Origin of the sequence: Rhizobium mesosinicum (assembly GCF_019511345.1) — a bacterium.
GTDB classification, from domain to species: domain Bacteria; phylum Pseudomonadota; class Alphaproteobacteria; order Rhizobiales; family Rhizobiaceae; genus Rhizobium; species Rhizobium mesosinicum.
Window position 1 is genome coordinate 800,835 of the sequence record NZ_JAEUAK010000001.1, and the last position, 15,705, is coordinate 816,539.

Consider the following 15,705-nt stretch of genomic DNA (forward strand, 5'->3'; position numbering starts at 1 on the left):
CTCGGTTAAACTAGTAGAGTGATCGGGCAAGCCGTTCGGCTGCCTGATCGAGATTGGTGCCGCCATTGTCGGCGATCAGCGCGTAGGCAACGTCACCGATTTGCCAGTAGGCGGCTTCTGTCTTTTCAAGTGCGATATGGCTGACCGGCTTCACCTCGAAGGCGCCAGGCCGGACAGCGAAGAGCGACAGGCGCTTGCCGTCGACTTCCTCGATTGCCATTTCGACACTCGGTCCGAATTGCGACGGGAAGATCTGCACATCGGCAACCTTCCAATCCCCAGGCAATTCGGGCATTACGATTGCGGTCGCAGCGCGGATATCCTCAGCACTGTAGGCCGGGGCCGTCTGCGACGGGATGGTTTCACGAAGGGCTGCCGTGCGATACGCGCGCACTGCATCCTCGACATAGGCAGGTGCCGGAACCGAAGCCGCGACTTCAGTTGCCGTAAAGGCGCCGAAGGAATTATGCGCCACCCAGCCGGCAGCCAGGAGAATACCAACAGCCGCGATACGCTGCACCGAGTGCAGGATGCGGCCGTAGGAAAGGCCGCGTTCCAGCCTGCGGGCGGCGTCGCGCGTCTCGGCGCGGCCAAAGGCACTTTCGCCTGCCAGCGCCAGGCGCAACTCGCCTTTCACGCTGAGATCGGCCATGACCTTGGCGGCGATCGCGGGGTTCTCGGAAAGATAGGATTCCACCTGGATCCGTCGTGCGACATCGAGCTCGCCGTCTACATAGGCGTCGAGATCGGCATCGATGATCGGGTCAATCGCCTTCATTGCCGTTCCCTCCGACTAGTTTCAGATGCGCACTGCGCGGCGTCTTCTCTTCGAACTCGCGCAACTGGGCGCGGGCACGGGAAATGCGCGACATCAGCGTGCCGACCGGGATGCCGAGCGCATTGGCCGCTTCCTGATAGGACAGGTCCTCGATCGCCACGAGATGCAGCGCTTCGCGCTGCTCCTCCGGCAGATCGAAAAAGGCATTGCGCACCTGCTGCAAGCGCACCGCATGTTCCTGTGCGGCCGGCAGCGACTGTTCCGCTTCGACTGCCGCCTCATCATGGCGGCGCGTCAGTGAGCGGGCCTGCCGCACGCGGTCGATATGGGCATTGTGCAGGATGGAAAGCAGCCAGGTGCGCAGGTTTCCGCCGCTGCGGAAGCTCTTGCGCTTCTCGAAGGCCCGGATCAGCGCATCGTGGACCAGATCCTCCGCCTCGTCCGAATTGCGCACCAGCGAGCGCGCGTAGCGGCGAAGCGCTGCGAGCTGACCGATGACATCGAAGGGGCGTTCTTTCCGTTCCATGATTGAGTATACGAAAGCCTCGCAGATTTTATTCCGCGCCAATGTAGATTTTTTGGAATCGGCCCGAAGAAAGCCCGTCATTTTGTGGCAAGGCCAGAATTTCCGCCGTTCGCCACGGCGGAAGTGAGTGTTTTGCCGGTGGAAGCAAGGGATCAGCCCTCAGGCATGATCCCCGGCTGATCGGCAGGAAATTTCGCAATGTCCTGGACGCTGATGTTGAGATGCTGGGCAACGAGTGCTGCCGGCGTATGGGTCAGCCAAGATGAAAGCCCGACTTCCTGATATTCGGCGACCTTGAATACAGCGACGAATTGCAGGTCGGTCTTGCCGGTATTCTCGATGATATGGCCCTGGCTCCTTTTGACATAGCCGATGTCGCCGGGCCGGAAATCGGCGGTCTGGCTGCGCGGGCCGGCATCGAACACCGTCATGCGGCCTTCGCCCTTGATCCAGTACTGCCATTCGTCGGCATTCGGATGCCAGTGCATTTCGCGCACTGCGCCCGGCTTGATCGTCTCGATCGCCGCAGCGATCGTCTTGGAGACCTTGAAGCTGGAGCTGTCGGCCAGCTGGATCGTGCCTGACGCGTTCTGCTTCAGCGGCGCCGATGCCGTCAGCCTGTAGGTGAAGGGGTAGGGCGGCAGGCCCGCGGAAGAAACGGCTTCCTGGTCAGCCGAAAGCGGACCCGGTTCCGTGCCCTGAAAGATCCAGAGGTCCTGCAACGGGATGTTCTTGAAAATGTCCTGCGGCACGCCAAAGTTCTTGGCAAGCAGCTCAGGCGATGTATGCGCCAGCCAGTCGGTCAAGAGCAGCGTGCCATATTCCGACTGGTCGCCCTCGTCGAAGACGATGACGAATTCGCAGCCTTCGGGTCCAAGGCCCTGCAGGGAATGCGGGTAACCGGCCGGAAAATACCAGAGATCGCCGGCCTCTACGTCCTGGACATAGGCGCGGCCCTGCGGATCGAGCACGGTTACACGGCAGCGGCCGTTGGTCATGATCGCCCATTCGGCAGCCCGGTGCCAGTGCATCTCGCGGATGCCGCCGGGGCCGAGCCGCATATTGACGCCAGAGACGGCCTCGGAAATTGCGAAATCGGACTTGGTGACCTGCCGTGCCCAACCACCATTCTGGATGCGCTTGGCCGCATTGTTGAAGGAGCCCCAGAAGAGCTGCATGTCCCCGACATCGGTTGCCGGCGGGTTCTCGAAGGAAGGAAATTGGTCGTTGATCGCAGGATTCTTCGGGCCGGGATCCGAAAGCCCGGCGGGATTGGCGTTGACAGCACCCTCGGCCGGCTGGTCGGGATTGCCGAAGCTTGCCGCGCGGGCGGCACCCGCTGCAAGGGCCGTTCCACCCATCGCTCCGAGGGCAAGCACTGTGCGTCTTGAAAGAGGTTCCATGATTTACTCCTTTCACGTCGATTGAGAGGGATTTATTCCGGTTGGACTTGCGCCTGGGTTTGGGCGCTGGCAGGCCGTCTTCGACTGACGAATTGGTTCAGCTTTTCCAGGTAGAGGTAGACGACCGGGGTCGTGTAGAGCGTCATCACTTGGCTGATGAGCAGACCGCCGACCATGGCGTAACCAAGCGGTTGGCGCAGCTCAGAGCCGGTGCCGTGCCCGAGCATTAGCGGCAGGCCGGCAAGAAGTGCTGCCGATGTCGTCATGATGATCGGGCGGAAGCGCAAGAGGCAAGCCTGGCGGATCGCATCTTCCGGTGACAGCCCTTGCTCACGCTGAGCTGCGATTGCGAAGTCGACGATCATGATGCCATTTTTCTTGACGATGCCGATCAAGAGGATCACGCCGATCAGCGCGATGACGGTAAAGTCGAAGCCGAAGGCCCAGAGCATGGCGAGAGCACCGAGACCGGCTGAGGGGAGCGTCGACAGGATCGTCAGCGGATGGAAATAGCTCTCATAGAGCACGCCGAGGATCAGATAGATCACGGCAATTGCCGCAAGCACCAGCAGCGGCTCGCTTGCAAGCGAGCTCTGATAGGCCTGCGCATTGCCCTGGAAGGTGCCGATGACGGTTGCCGGCTTGCCGAGATCGGTCTCCGCCTTGCTGATCGCGGCAACCGCCTGACTAAGTGCGGTGCCCTTTGTCAGGTTGAAGGAGAGCGTGACGGCCGGGAACTGGCTCTGGTGGTTGACGGCAAGCACGGCCGTCGGTTCCGTCGTCTGCTTGACGAGCTGGTTCAAGGGCACTTCTTCGCCGGTCAATGGCGATTTGATATAGAGGCCATTGATCGCCAATGGCGAATTCTGGAACTGCGGAGCAAGTTCAAGAACCACATGATAGCTGTTCAGGTCGGTGAAATACTGGGTGACCTGGCGTTGGCCAAAAGCATCGTAAAGCGTGTTGTCGATCGTCTGCGGCTGGATGCCGAAGCGCGATGCCTGGTCGCGGTCGATTGTAAGCGTCACGGTGGCGCCGCCATTCTGCTGGTCGGTAGCGACATCTGTCAGCTCCGGCAGCGTCTTGAACTTGGCAAGCAGCTTGGCCGCCCAGTCGTCGAGCTCTCCGGCGTCGCCGTCCTGCAACGTATATTGGAACTGGGTGGCTGATGCCCGTCCGCCGACATTGATATCCTGCGCCGGCTGCAGGAAGAGCTCCGCACCCTGCATTTGAGCGAGCTTCGGGCGAAGCCTGTTGATGATCTCGCCTGCCGAGGCATCGCGCTGTTCCTCAGTTTTCAGCGTGATGAACATGCGGCCGGTATTGACGGTCTGGCCGGCTCCGCCGCCGACGGCCATGCCGACGCTTGCAACACCCGGATCGCTGGCGACGATGTTGCCGGCCTCGATCTGATGGCGCGACATTTCCGCGAAGGAAATATCCTGAGAGGATTCGAGGATGCCGGTGATGAGGCCGGTATCTTGCGTCGGAAAGAAGCCCTTGGGAATGTTGATAAACAGGAAGGCGGTTGCCGCAAGCGAGGCGAGGAAGGCTGTCATCGTCAGCCGGTGGTGGCGCAGCGCTATGGCGAGCGTGTAACGATAGGCGGCAAGAAGTCCGTCGAACGCCTTTTCGCTGATGTTGTAGAGCCTGCCATGGCGAGCGTCGTTTTCCGGCTTCAGGAAGCGGGAGCTCATCATCGGCGTGATGGTCAGCGAGACGAGGGCCGAGACGATGATGGTCATCGTCACGGTGATTGCGAATTCCCGGAACAGCCGGCCGACAATACCACCCATCAAGAGCAGCGGAATGAAGACGGCGATGAGCGAGATGCTGATCGAAATGATGGTGAAGCCGATTTCACGCGCGCCGTCGATCGCCGCTTGTTTCGGCGTTTTGTCCATCTCCATATGGCGATGGATGTTCTCGACCATGACGATAGCATCGTCGACGACGAAACCGACAGCAATACTCAGGCCCATCAGCGAGAGGTTGTCGAGGCTGAAGCCCGCGACATACATCAATGCCAGTGTGGCAAGAAGTGCCAAGGGCACTGTCACGCTCGGAATCACCGTCACCCAGACGTTGCGCAGGAAGATGAAGATCACCATGACGACGAGGGCGATGGTGATGATGAGCGTCGTCTCGACGTCTGCTACCGATGCGCGGATCGTCGTCGTCCGGTCGCTGAGAATAGACAGGTGGATGGCGGCCGGCGCGATCGCCTGCAACTGCGGCAGTGCAGCGCGGATCGCACCGACCGTATCGATGATATTGGCGCCCGGCAGCTTGAAGATTGGCAGGAGGATTGCCCGCTTGCCGTCGGCCCAGGCGGCCAGCTGATTGTTTTCCGGCCCGTCGATCGCCTGGCCGATATCGCTGATGCGCACTGGCGCGCCGTTGCGATAGGCGACGATCGCGTCGTTCCAGGGGGCCGCCTTTAAGAGCTGGTCGTCGTCGTAGATCGTATAGGTGTGTTCCGCACCCTGCACGCTGCCCTTCGGCGCGTTGCTGGTGATGCCTGTTACGGCGCTGCGGATGTCCTCGAGCGAAAGCCCCATCTCGGCGATCTTGCCGGGATCGATCTGCAGGCGCACCGCCGGCTTCTGCTGGCCGAAGACAAGAACCTGCGAAACGCCATCGAGCTGGCTGATATGCTGGGCAAGCACGCTCTCGGCAAAGTCGTCGATTTCAGTGAGCGGTAGCGTGTCAGACGTCATGGCCAGCACCATGACCGGCGGATCGGCCGGGTTGACCTTGCGATAAGTCGGCGGCGAAGGCAGGCCCGTCGGCAATTGCCCGCCGGCTGCGTTGATTGCCGTCTGCACGTCCTGGGCAGCGCTGTCGACGTCGCGCGAGAGGTCGAATTGCAGGGTGATCGCGCTCGAGCCGAGCGTGCTCGTCGAGGTCATCTGGGTGACGCCGGGAATCTGGCCGAATTGCCGCTCCAACGGCTGGGTCACGGCAGATGCCATGGTCTTCGGATCGGCGCCGGGAAACTGCGTCGAGACCTGGATTGTCGGGAAATCCACCTGCGGCAGAGGTGCCACCGGCAGCAGAGGATAGGCGACGATGCCGACTCCGAAAAGAGCTGCCATCAGCAGCGAGGCGGCGATAGGCCGTTCGATGAACCAGGAGGAGATCGACATGGCCTACTCCTTGCTGACGGCTTGCGAAGCGGCCGCCTGTTGGATGCTGACAGGGGTGCCCACATCCAGGCGATACTGTCCCGACGTGACCACCTGTTCACTCCCCGAAAGGCCCTTTTCGATGACGGCGCGACCATTCTCGATCGGGCCTGGGGTGACCTTGCGCACGGCAGCCGCGCCGGCAGCGTCGATGATGTAGACGAAGAAGCCGTCTTCTCCGCGCTCAAGTGCTGCAGAGGGAATGGTCACGGCCTTTCGCAACGTCTGCTGCTTGACCCTCAGCATTACGAACTGGCCCGGCCACAGTGCATCGTCCCTGTTTTCGAAGGTCGATTTGATACGGATCGTGCCGCTTGCCTGATCGATGATGTTGTCGATCAGCGAGAGGGTGCCCAAGGCAAGCTCTCGCGACCGATCCATCGACATCGCCGTCACCTCGACCGGGCCAGCCTTCAGCGCGGCGCGCACGGCGTCGAGATCGTCCTCGCGCAACGTGGAGACGACCGTGATCGGCTGTGTCTGGGTGATGGTGACGATCGGTGTCGTATCGGTCGTGTGGACCTCGTTGCCGCCGTCGATCCGACGGATACCGGCGCGGCCGTCGATCGGTGAACGGATCTGCGTATAGGACAGCGAAACGTCGGCATCCTCTTTGGCGGCCTGATCTTGCGCAAGCTGGGCCGCAGCACTTGCCACCTGCGCCTGCTGCTCTTCCAGGGTTTCCTGCGTCACGATCTGCTGCTGCGACAGCCTCTGATCCTTGGCGAGCAGATACTGGGCATTGGCGAGATCGGCCTCGTCTTGCTTGATCTTGGCGGCAGCCTGATCGACGGCTGCCTGGAAGGGGCGCGGATCGATGACGGCGAGAAGATCACCCTTCTTGACGGCCTGTCCTTCCTCAAACATCACGCTCTGTAATTCGCCGTCGACGCGCGTCGTGATATTGACCGTATAGTTGGCCTGCACCGTGCCGAGGCCGTCGAGATAGACAGGCACGTCGGTGATGGCAGGGGTCGCGACATCGACCGGTACGGCCGGCGTGCCGGGCTGCGAGGCGGCAATGGTCGGCTCGGTTCCTGCCAACCAGAAGGCTGCGGCCGATCCGCTCGCAATGGTGAGAATGGCTGCGGCAGCTAAGATCGTCGGTTTGCGGCGACGACGGGGTTCAATCACGGTGCGGATGGATGTCACTGCCGGCTCCATGGTTAAGAGTTGATCGCGCTATGAGGACCGCGGCCTGGGCGGCCTGTATCTGTCTTCCGAATTGGCGGGCTGGCTTGAAAGCTCAGGCTGCTGATTGTCTGCAGGCTGAGCGGCTTACCTGTCTCCAGCCGATCAATTCTGGTGGGAGAAGGCTATGTCCGGGCAGGCATCGGCGCATCTATACGCAGGTCTAGTCACCGTTCCCCATTGGTATGGGTCCGGGAAAAAACCGCGCGGAAAAGCGGGCGCGAAGAAACATTCGCTCCGAGTTTCTCGGACCAATCAAGTATAAATCGAGTGTCGTCCGGTCAGCCGGTTATGGCCGGCTGCGGCTCGGCGACCGGCGGTTTGCGGCGGAAATCGGGATGCAGCGGCCCAAAGGGCATGGCACCCATGCAGATGACAAGGGCAATGCCGGCAATCGCAAAGCAGAAGGAGAGGATGAAGACATCCGCGTAGGCAAGGATGCTCGCCTGGGCATGGACTGCTGTTGCGACTGTGGAAAGAGCCTTCAAGCTCCCATGATGACCGGTTCCGAATAGCGTCTCGAGCTTCGCCAAAGCGTCGTGGAGACTGTCCGAGGACGGGGAAATGGGACCGGTCAGAATATTGGAATGGTATTGCTCGCGCTGCCGCAGCCAGGTGTTCAGAAGGCTCTGCGCCAGCTCGACGCTGCCAAGCCGGACGACCTGGATATAGGCGGAAACCGCTGTGGAGCGTTTCGGGTCGGAATTGGCAATGAGGTACACGACCGTCGCGAAGAAGGCGAAGGATTGCCCCGCCGTATGCAGGAGCACGACCGGCAGGAAATTAAAAGGCGCCCATTCTTTTGTGAGGTTTGATCCCCAGAGCGAGCCGAACGCCATCGCAGCCAACCCCATCATGATGCAGAGGCGCGCATCGACCCGGCGCAGCAGGAAGATCGCAAAGGCGATGAACAGGAAGACCGGGATAACGGCGCCGAAGATGTAGAGCTCGGAGATGGCGATCGGCCGCAATCCGACGACCGTCTGCAGGAAGCCTGGAATGGAAATCGAGGCGCCGGAACTCGAAAAGGTAAAAGCGATTATGATCGCATAGCCGATGCCGATGTTGCGCGACAGGATCACGCTTGCGTGCGCCCAGGGATTGGTAACGACGCTTTCGTTGATAAGGAAGCCGATGAAGAGGATCGTGCCGCCTGCGAGCAGCGACGTGACGATGCCGGAATTGAACCAATCCAGCCGGTTGCCCTGGTCGAGACCGACATAAATCATCGTCATCGAGCAGCCGAGCAGCATCATGCCGCCCCAGTCGGCGCCTTCGAGCAGGCCGATATTGATCTCTTCCCTGGGAGCACCGATGACGAGGAGGAGCGCGATGATCGGCGTGACGATCACATCCTGCCAATAGACCCACTGCCAGCCGAGATAGTCATCATAGATGCCGACGAGGACGAAGCCGAGATTCTGCGATAGCGGAACCCGAAGCGCGTAGATCGAAAGGCCGATCAGCCAGTATTTCATATCGAGATTGCGGAAGATCACCATGATGGTGGCCGGAATGAAGACGCCGAGCAGAAGGGCTCGTGCCGCATGCAGCGCAAAAAGTGCGCCGCCGTCATGGACCATCGGAATCATGAGCGAAATGCCGGCATAGACCAATGTCGTCGGGATCATCACCCGGCGCACGCCGAAGACCGTGGCAAGCCACGCCACTGCCGATGAAATGAGGATCTGCGGGGCGTTCGCGACAGTGCTGAGCCAGGACGCCTCGTCGAAGCCAAGCGAATAGGCGCCGCGGATATCCGGCAGACCGACGGCGAAAACGCGCGTGTCGAAGCCGACAACGAAGGAGGCGAGCAACAGCGCCGCGACGATGAGAAGCGGACGGCTGGTCGTCGTGCCGCTGGTCAGCGGACCGAAGGCGCGCGGAGCCGCGCTCATCGGTCCAGGTCCGGCTTGGTATCGACCGTCACGACGGCCGACATTCCGGGCTTTAGGCGATCCACCAGCGGCTGGTCAGGGTCGAAGACGATCTTGACCGGCATGCGCTGGACGACCTTGGTATAGTTTCCGGTCGCATTGTCGGGCGGCAGCAGCGCGAAGATCGATCCACTTGCCGGAGACAGGCCGATAACCTTGCCATGCAGCGTTTGGCCGGGGAAGGTATCGATGGTTACGTCCGCAGATCGGCCGGGAGTGATCCGGGAAAGCTGCGTCTCCTTGAAATTGGCGGTGATGTAGACGCTCGGAAGCGGAACTTCCGACACGAGGTTCGTGCCGGCCGAAACGAAATCGCCTTCGTGGACGAGCCTGCGGCCGATGACGCCGTCGAAAGGCGCATAGATCCTGGAATAGCCCTGATGTATCAGGGCAGTATCCAGTGAAGCCTGGGCGGCATTGACCTGCGCCTGCAGCAGTGGATATTGCCCGTTCAGAACGTTTAGCTGGGCCTTTTGCTGCTCGATCGAGGCTGCCGTCGATTTGACGGAGGCCTGAGCCTGCAGATAGGCGGCCTGGGCCTGCTGCAGCAGTTGTTGCGAGGTCGCCCCGCCAAGGCTGGTCTGGCGGTGGAACTCCTGTTCGGTCTGGGTCTGCTGTGCGAGCGCCGAAGCGTTCTGCGCTTCCGCCACCTGCACGACGGCCTTTTGCAATTCGATCTGGTTTGCGAGATTGGCAAGTGAAGCGTTTGCGGCGGCAAGATTGGCCTTCGAGACACCGACTGCCGCATCATATTCCCGCGGATCGATTTCTGCGAGCAACTGGCCCTTGGTCACCGTCTGATAGTCGGCGACGGGGGTGCTCAGGACGATCCCGCTGATCTGAGCACTGAGCGTCGAGACATCGGCGCTGACCACGGCATCGTCGGTCGATTGATGCGATGCGCCTGCCACCCAGCGGTTCCAGTCGACGCTGACGATCGCCACTCCGCAGCTTACGAGCGCGATGGCAAGAAGGGGAATGGCAAGCCGTTTCCATGAGGCCACGGCTGCCGGGGAGGGCGCAGCCGGTGCAGCAGGGGCTTGCGGCGGCGCAGGCGAACGGGCGGGGTCGGACGGACTGAGGCTGGTAATAGCGATCTGATTGGCCATGGCGAACCTCACTTCTTGCTGCGGTCTGTGGAGATCTTTGCGCGGACGCGAACCGGGACCGGTGTGAACGACACGTGGCCGGTGCCATGGACTTGCAGCCAATAGCCAAGTGCCATGAAGACCGCGCCGCCGATGAGATTTCCGAGCGTCACCCAGACGAGATTATGGACGGCGGCGGCAAGTGTGATGTTTGCGGGGTGCTCGCCCATCAGCGCCATCGAGAAGGTGAACATGTTGGCGACGCTGTGTTCGTAGCCGGCCGCCACGAAGATAGTGATCGGCCAGAAGATCAGCATGATCTTGGCTGCTGCATTTTCCGTGCGTCCAGCCATCCAGATCGCCAGGCAGACCAGCCAATTGCAGAGAATGCCGCGGGCGAGAAGCTCCAGCGATCCTGCAGACATCTTGGCTGAGACTATCGAGAAGAACGCCTGGCTTCCGTCGCCGAGCAGCACGCCGCCGCCGGCGAGATGGAAAAGGCCGGCAAGCACCATGGCGCCGATCAGGTTGCCGATCCAGGCCGCGGCCCAGACAAGCAGCATATCGGCAGCACGGCTGCGCCGGGTCAGAACCGCAAGCGGCATATACATCGCCGTTCCTGTGAAGAGCTCGCTGCCGGCAAAGACGACGATGGTCAGGGCAGAGGAGAAGACGACCCCCATGACGAGATGCGCCCAGGCGGGATCGGCATGCGCGCCGGCGGTAAACATGATGATATCGCCGAAACCGATATAGGCGCCGGCCATCGCCGCCCCAATCAGGAAGGCAGGAAAGTGGCTCCGGACTTCTTCGGCTTTCTCTTCGCCGGACTGGGCAAAGTGATTGATCGAATCCTGATACATGGCAGCACCTCGCATCTCTACATGATCGAACCGAGCTCTTCCCGGATGCTCGAGACGTTAGTCGCCCACGCTCCATGACTGAATCATACCTACGTCTAGGCTGGCCTGCCGGTCGGTTCAGCTTGTGCCTCGCAACGCTGGCAGCCGAGGCGCTTGTGCCCTGCCTGCGATTGCTGATCGCCGCAAAAAAAGGGCCGCCTCCGGAATCCGGAAGGCGGCCATATGCGGATCCTCGGGCAATCCGCGGCTTCTGGCGGAGGGGAGGGACACCGTGAAGCCGTAACCGAGATTTTTATCGCCTGTCAGGAGGAGGCCTAAGGCGATGGAGAGAAAGATACGCTGATTGCGAAGTCCGCGGAACTAAACTTACGTATTGGCCCGACTAAACCAGCAGGTGATTTTATCCCGTCGGCCTGCATCCCTATTCTTTTCCTCGATCGGCGAGCCTCGTCGACGACATCAGACGGCATCCGGCCTCCTCTGAACGGGGCTGCGCCGCCGATAGCGATCTTCAACCCGAATAGGACCTGTCATGAAAATCACTGTTTTTTCTCTCATCGCAGCCGGCATGCTGGCCGCCCCTGTCGTCGCAAACGCCGCCCAGGCCGATGTCGGCAAGCTGGATTGCGACGTTTCCAAGGGCATTGGTGTCATCGTCGGCTCCAAGCAGGACATCGACTGCACCTTCACCCCGAGCGCTGCCGGCGACGCCAGCCAGCATTACGTCGGCACGATCACCGATTTCGGGCTCGACGTCGGTACCGTCGAAAAAGGCCGCATGGTCTGGCTCGTCTTTAACGCTACGCGTCAACCGGTTGCCGCCCTGGCGGGTAATTATGCCGGTCTGACGGCCGATGCCAGCGTCGGCATCGGCGGCGGCGCCAATGTGCTGGTCGGCGGAACGAGCAAGACCATCTCGCTGCAGCCGGTTTCGCTTGAAGGCGATGTCGGCGTCAATCTGGCGGTTGGGGTTACGGCTTTGAAGCTGCAGCTGGCAGAATAATTGCAATCGGGTCGGTTTTTGCCGCTGGGTAGAAGCGACCTCGGATATGCTTGATAATCAAACCGTCCTTCACCTTCGCCAATCTGACGCTTGGCACCCATAGACGATCCTTGTGCCTTTCATGCGGCTCCTGCTTTCGAGCTGATGAAAGGCGCAAGCCTTGGCGCTGATCTACTAGCAAATGTGCGAGTTGGCGCACCCAAAAGCTTTGCGCATGATCCGACCGTTCTCAAGGGGCGGAGCATGGGGGCGCGCAAGAGATCGACTTCGTAAGCCGCAATTGTGCTTCCGCCTTCGACGAAACCATCGATTTCGCGAGGAGCTTGCGCTGTGGCATCGCATTTCTCGGTCAGAATTGTCGCGCGCGGTTCGGGCCGTAGCGCGTTGCATTTGGCAGCCTACTGCCATCGTACGCGGATGGAATTCGACCGAGAAGCGCGAACTGTCGATTATTCCCGTAAGAAGGACCTCCTGCACGAGGAATTTGCTATCCCCCCTGATGCGCCGCAGTGGCTGCGGTCGATGATTGCCGGTCGGTCTGCTTCTGGCGCGTCTGAGGCCTTCTGGAACGACGTTGAATCCTCCTCGAAGCGAGCAAATGGGCAGCTCGCAAAGGAGATTACAATCGGTTTGCCAATCGAGCTCTCAGCGGCGCAGAACATCGCACTGATGCGCGATTTCGTGGCGACTTACGTCACGTCGAGGGGCATGGTGGCAGATTGGGTGTATCATAACGCGCCTGGCAATCCGCATGTGCATCTGATGATAACGCTGCGGCCGCTGACGGAAGACGGCTTTGGCCCAATTTTGGTTCCAGTGCTCGGAGATGACGGTCAACCGCTCCGCTATGGTGCGGGCAAAATCGTCTACCAGCGCTGGGCAGGCGGTATTGAGGAGTTCAATACCTTCCGCGACGGTTGGTTTGCCGAGCAGAACCGACATCTCGCTCTTGCAGGGCTCGACCTCCGGGTTGACGGCCGTTCCTTCGAAACGCAGGGAATTGAATTGGTCCCAACCATCCATCTCGGCGTTCGCACCAAAGCGATTGAAAGAATAGCCGCGGGATCAGGTCGGCCCGTTTCGCTCGATCGGGTTGAGTTGCAAGAAGAGCGGCGCGCCGAGAACGCAATGCGTATCCGGCGCCGTCCCGAACTCGTGCTTGACCTGATCACTCGAGAAAAAAGCGTCTTTGATGAACATGATGTCGCCAAGGTGTTGCATCGCTATATCGATGACGACCGCCTGTTCCGAAGTCTAATGGTGCGGATTGAGCAGGGCGCGAATATCGTCAGACTCGACCAGGAACGAATTGACCTTGGGACGGGGCTGCGTACTTCGGCCAAATACACCACGCGCGAGATGATCCGGCTGGAAGCGGAGATGGCAAGCAGAGCGACCTGGTTGTCGCAGCGCACGTCGCACGGCGTCATGGGAAGAGTTCTGGAGGCGACTTTTTCGCGGCACGCGCTCCTGTCAGACGAGCAGAGGACAGCGCTCGAACATATTGCCGGGAATGAACGGATCGCCGCGGTGATCGGACGCGCAGGCGCTGGCAAGACGACCATGATGAAGGCCGCCCGTGAGGCGTGGGAAGCGGCCGGTTACCGTGTCATAGGGGGCGCGCTCGCCGGCAAGGCGGCGGAGGGGCTGGAGAAAGAGGCCGGCATCGGCTCCCGCACCCTCTCGTCCTGGGAACGGCGCTGGAGCCAAGGGCGCGACCAGCTCGATGACAAGACGGTCTTGGTTCTCGACGAGGCCGGCATGGTATCGTCAAGGCAAATGGCGTTTTTCGTGGAAGCGGCGACCAGAGCCGGCGCGAAACTCGTGCTTATTGGTGATCCCGAGCAGCTCCAGCCGATCGAGGCGGGTGCCGCCTTCCGAGCGATCACCGACCGCATCGGCTATGCCGAACTCGACACGATCTACCGCCAGAAAGAGCAATGGATGCGCGACGCCTCCCTCGATCTTGCTCGCGGTAATATCGGTAGGGCAATCGACGCTTATCGCGCCAATGACAAAATCATGGGCTCTGAGCTGAAGGCGCAAGCCGTCGCTAAACTGATATCGGATTGGTCGCGAGACTACGACCCGGACAAGACGTCGCTCATTCTGACGCATCTGCGTCGCGACGTCCGCACCTTGAACGAAAAGGCGCGCGCCGCATTAATCGGACGCGGCATCGTCGCCGATGGTCTGCCATTCGAGACAGCGGACGGAAAACGAAATTTCTCCGCCGGCGACCAGATCGTCTTTCTGAAGAACGACAGCGCACTCGGCGTTAAGAACGGCATGTTGGGCAAGGTGGTAGAGGTCTCGCCCGGGCGCATCGTCGCCAGGATTGGTGCCGGGGCCGATCTCCGACAGGTCGTCGTGGAGCAGCGCATCTATGGACATGTCGACCATGGCTACGCCACGACCATTCATAAGAGCCAGGGTGCCACTGTCGATCAGGTCAAACTTCTCGCCTCGCTCTCGCTCGACCGGCACCTGACCTATGTGGCGATGACACGCCATCGCGAGGATCTCAGCCTTTATTTTGGCCGCCGTTCGTTCGAAGGAGTCGGCGGATTAGAGGCCATCCTGTCGCGCATGAACGCGAAGGAAACGACGCTCGACTACGACGGCGGCCCCTTCTACCGGCAGGCGCTCCGTTTTGCCGAATGCCGAGGTCTGCACCTCGTCCGGGTCGCAAGATCGCTCCTTCACCATCGGCTCGATTGGATGATCAGGCAGAAGCAGACGCTCATGAGCCTCGCCACTCGTTTGTCCACCGTCGGCGCAAGGCTTGGTGTCGCAAGAACCGGATCGACGGCTCAACTTGTCAGGGCGCATACAGCCGCAAAGCCGATGGTATCCGGCATAACGGTCTTCCCCCAGTCGATGGCACAAGCCATAGAGGCCAGGCTCAACGCCGATCCCGGCCTTAAGAAGGAGTGGGAGGATGTCTCGTTTCGGTTTCGTCTCGTCTATGCGCAGCCGGAGGCTGCATTCAAGTTGGTCAATATCGACGCGATGGTCCGGGACGCACGGGTGGCTGCGAATACCATATCAAAGATCGCGAACTCCGCTGAACTATATGGCGCTCTCAGAGGCAAAACGGGGTTGTTGGCCAGTAAGAGCGACAAGCGTGATCGACAAACCGCTCTTCTCAATGTTCCCGCCCTGTCTCACTCTCTGGAGCGCTTTGTGAAGATGCGCGTTGAAACCGCGCGAAAGGCCGAGATGGCGGAGTGCGCACAACGCCAGAAATTGTCGGTTGAAATCCCAGATCTGTCGCCGAATGCGAGGGCTGTTCTCGAACGCGTTCGCGACGCGATCAATCGAAACGATCGCTCCGCCGCTCTGGAATATGTGCTCGCGGACAGAATCGTAAAGGCAGAGCTCGAAAGGTTCGCACGCGCTGTTTCTAAACGGTTCGGAGAGCGTACTTTCCTCGGAATAGCGGCGAAGGATGCTGACGGCGAAACATTCAAGATCCTAACCGCCGGAATGAATAATGCGCAAAAGCTGGAGATTAAGGCTGCCTGGGCCTCAATGCGGACCGCTCAACAACTGTCTGCGCATGAGCGTACTGCGGTAGCACTTAAGCAGGCGGAGGCAATGCGACAGACGAAGAGCCAAGGACTATCCATGAAATAACGGATTGCTGGACGCAGTTCGTAAAGTCAATCAATGGCAATCTTGCCGAGCTCAACTGATACTTCGACCACGACCGCAGTGGTTGATGA

10 protein-coding genes are annotated in these 15,705 nt (G+C 60.5%); 2 read left to right on the forward strand and 8 right to left on the reverse strand.

What is annotated here, in order from left to right:
- Positions 1–10: 10 nt before the first annotated feature.
- The 8 genes from JNB85_RS03725 to JNB85_RS03760 all read right to left on the reverse strand — a co-directional run bounded on the left by JNB85_RS03725 (position 11) and on the right by JNB85_RS03760 (position 10,974).
- Positions 11–778, reverse strand: coding sequence for an anti-sigma factor family protein (locus tag JNB85_RS03725; RefSeq protein WP_220333027.1), 768 nt, complete (start codon positions 776–778; stop codon positions 11–13).
- On the reverse strand, positions 765–1,304 hold the full coding sequence (locus JNB85_RS03730; RefSeq protein ID WP_220333028.1) for a sigma-70 family RNA polymerase sigma factor: 540 nt from the start codon (positions 1,302–1,304) through the stop codon (positions 765–767). Before JNB85_RS03730 ends, JNB85_RS03725 begins: the two co-directional genes overlap by 14 nt.
- Before the next feature lie 152 nt (positions 1,305–1,456).
- Positions 1,457–2,707, reverse strand: a complete 1,251-nt coding sequence (locus tag JNB85_RS03735; RefSeq protein WP_220333029.1) for an oxalate decarboxylase family bicupin — start codon at positions 2,705–2,707, stop codon at positions 1,457–1,459.
- Positions 2,708–2,739: 32 nt separating this feature from the next.
- Positions 2,740–5,856: an efflux RND transporter permease subunit gene (locus JNB85_RS03740; protein WP_220333030.1), complete on the reverse strand. Its 3,117-nt coding sequence runs from the start codon at positions 5,854–5,856 to the stop codon at positions 2,740–2,742.
- Positions 5,857–5,859: 3 nt separating this feature from the next.
- Positions 5,860–7,047, reverse strand: coding sequence for an efflux RND transporter periplasmic adaptor subunit (locus JNB85_RS03745; RefSeq protein WP_220333031.1), 1,188 nt, complete (start codon positions 7,045–7,047; stop codon positions 5,860–5,862).
- A 320-nt stretch (positions 7,048–7,367) separates the two neighbouring features.
- Positions 7,368–8,984: an MFS transporter gene (locus JNB85_RS03750; protein ID WP_220333032.1), complete on the reverse strand. Its 1,617-nt coding sequence runs from the start codon at positions 8,982–8,984 to the stop codon at positions 7,368–7,370.
- The gene (locus tag JNB85_RS03755; protein WP_220333033.1) at positions 8,981–10,132 is read right to left on the reverse strand and encodes an HlyD family secretion protein; all 1,152 of its coding nucleotides are present in this window, start codon (positions 10,130–10,132) and stop codon (positions 8,981–8,983) included. The genes JNB85_RS03750 and JNB85_RS03755 overlap by 4 nt, the downstream gene beginning before the upstream one ends.
- 8 nt (positions 10,133–10,140) lie before the next feature.
- On the reverse strand, positions 10,141–10,974 hold the full coding sequence (locus tag JNB85_RS03760; RefSeq protein WP_220333034.1) for a formate/nitrite transporter family protein: 834 nt from the start codon (positions 10,972–10,974) through the stop codon (positions 10,141–10,143).
- 532 nt (positions 10,975–11,506) lie between these two features.
- Between JNB85_RS03760 and JNB85_RS03765 the strand changes: the two genes are divergently transcribed.
- Entirely contained in the window at positions 11,507–11,977 is a 471-nt protein-coding gene (locus JNB85_RS03765) for a DUF992 domain-containing protein (RefSeq protein ID WP_220333035.1), read from the forward strand.
- Between the two features lie 330 nt (positions 11,978–12,307).
- Entirely contained in the window at positions 12,308–15,616 is a 3,309-nt protein-coding gene (gene traA, locus JNB85_RS03770; protein WP_220333036.1) for a Ti-type conjugative transfer relaxase TraA, read from the forward strand.
- Positions 15,617–15,705 lie beyond the last annotated feature (89 nt).

What these genes read in the sequence shown, in the direction of transcription:
- JNB85_RS03750 (WP_220333032.1), bottom strand. Translation starts at nt 8,984, where the DNA reads ATGAGCGCGGCTCCGCGCGCCTTCGGTCCGCTGACCAGCGGCACGACG.
- JNB85_RS03755 (WP_220333033.1), bottom strand. Translation starts at nt 10,132, where the DNA reads ATGGCCAATCAGATCGCTATTACCAGCCTCAGTCCGTCCGACCCCGCC.
- JNB85_RS03765 (WP_220333035.1), top strand. Translation starts at nt 11,507, where the DNA reads ATGAAAATCACTGTTTTTTCTCTCATCGCAGCCGGCATGCTGGCCGCC.
- JNB85_RS03740 (WP_220333030.1), bottom strand. Translation starts at nt 5,856, where the DNA reads ATGTCGATCTCCTCCTGGTTCATCGAACGGCCTATCGCCGCCTCGCTG.
- JNB85_RS03735 (WP_220333029.1), bottom strand. Translation starts at nt 2,707, where the DNA reads ATGGAACCTCTTTCAAGACGCACAGTGCTTGCCCTCGGAGCGATGGGT.
- JNB85_RS03760 (WP_220333034.1), bottom strand. Translation starts at nt 10,974, where the DNA reads ATGTATCAGGATTCGATCAATCACTTTGCCCAGTCCGGCGAAGAGAAA.
- JNB85_RS03725 (WP_220333027.1), bottom strand. Translation starts at nt 778, where the DNA reads ATGAAGGCGATTGACCCGATCATCGATGCCGATCTCGACGCCTATGTA.
- JNB85_RS03730 (WP_220333028.1), bottom strand. Translation starts at nt 1,304, where the DNA reads ATGGAACGGAAAGAACGCCCCTTCGATGTCATCGGTCAGCTCGCAGCG.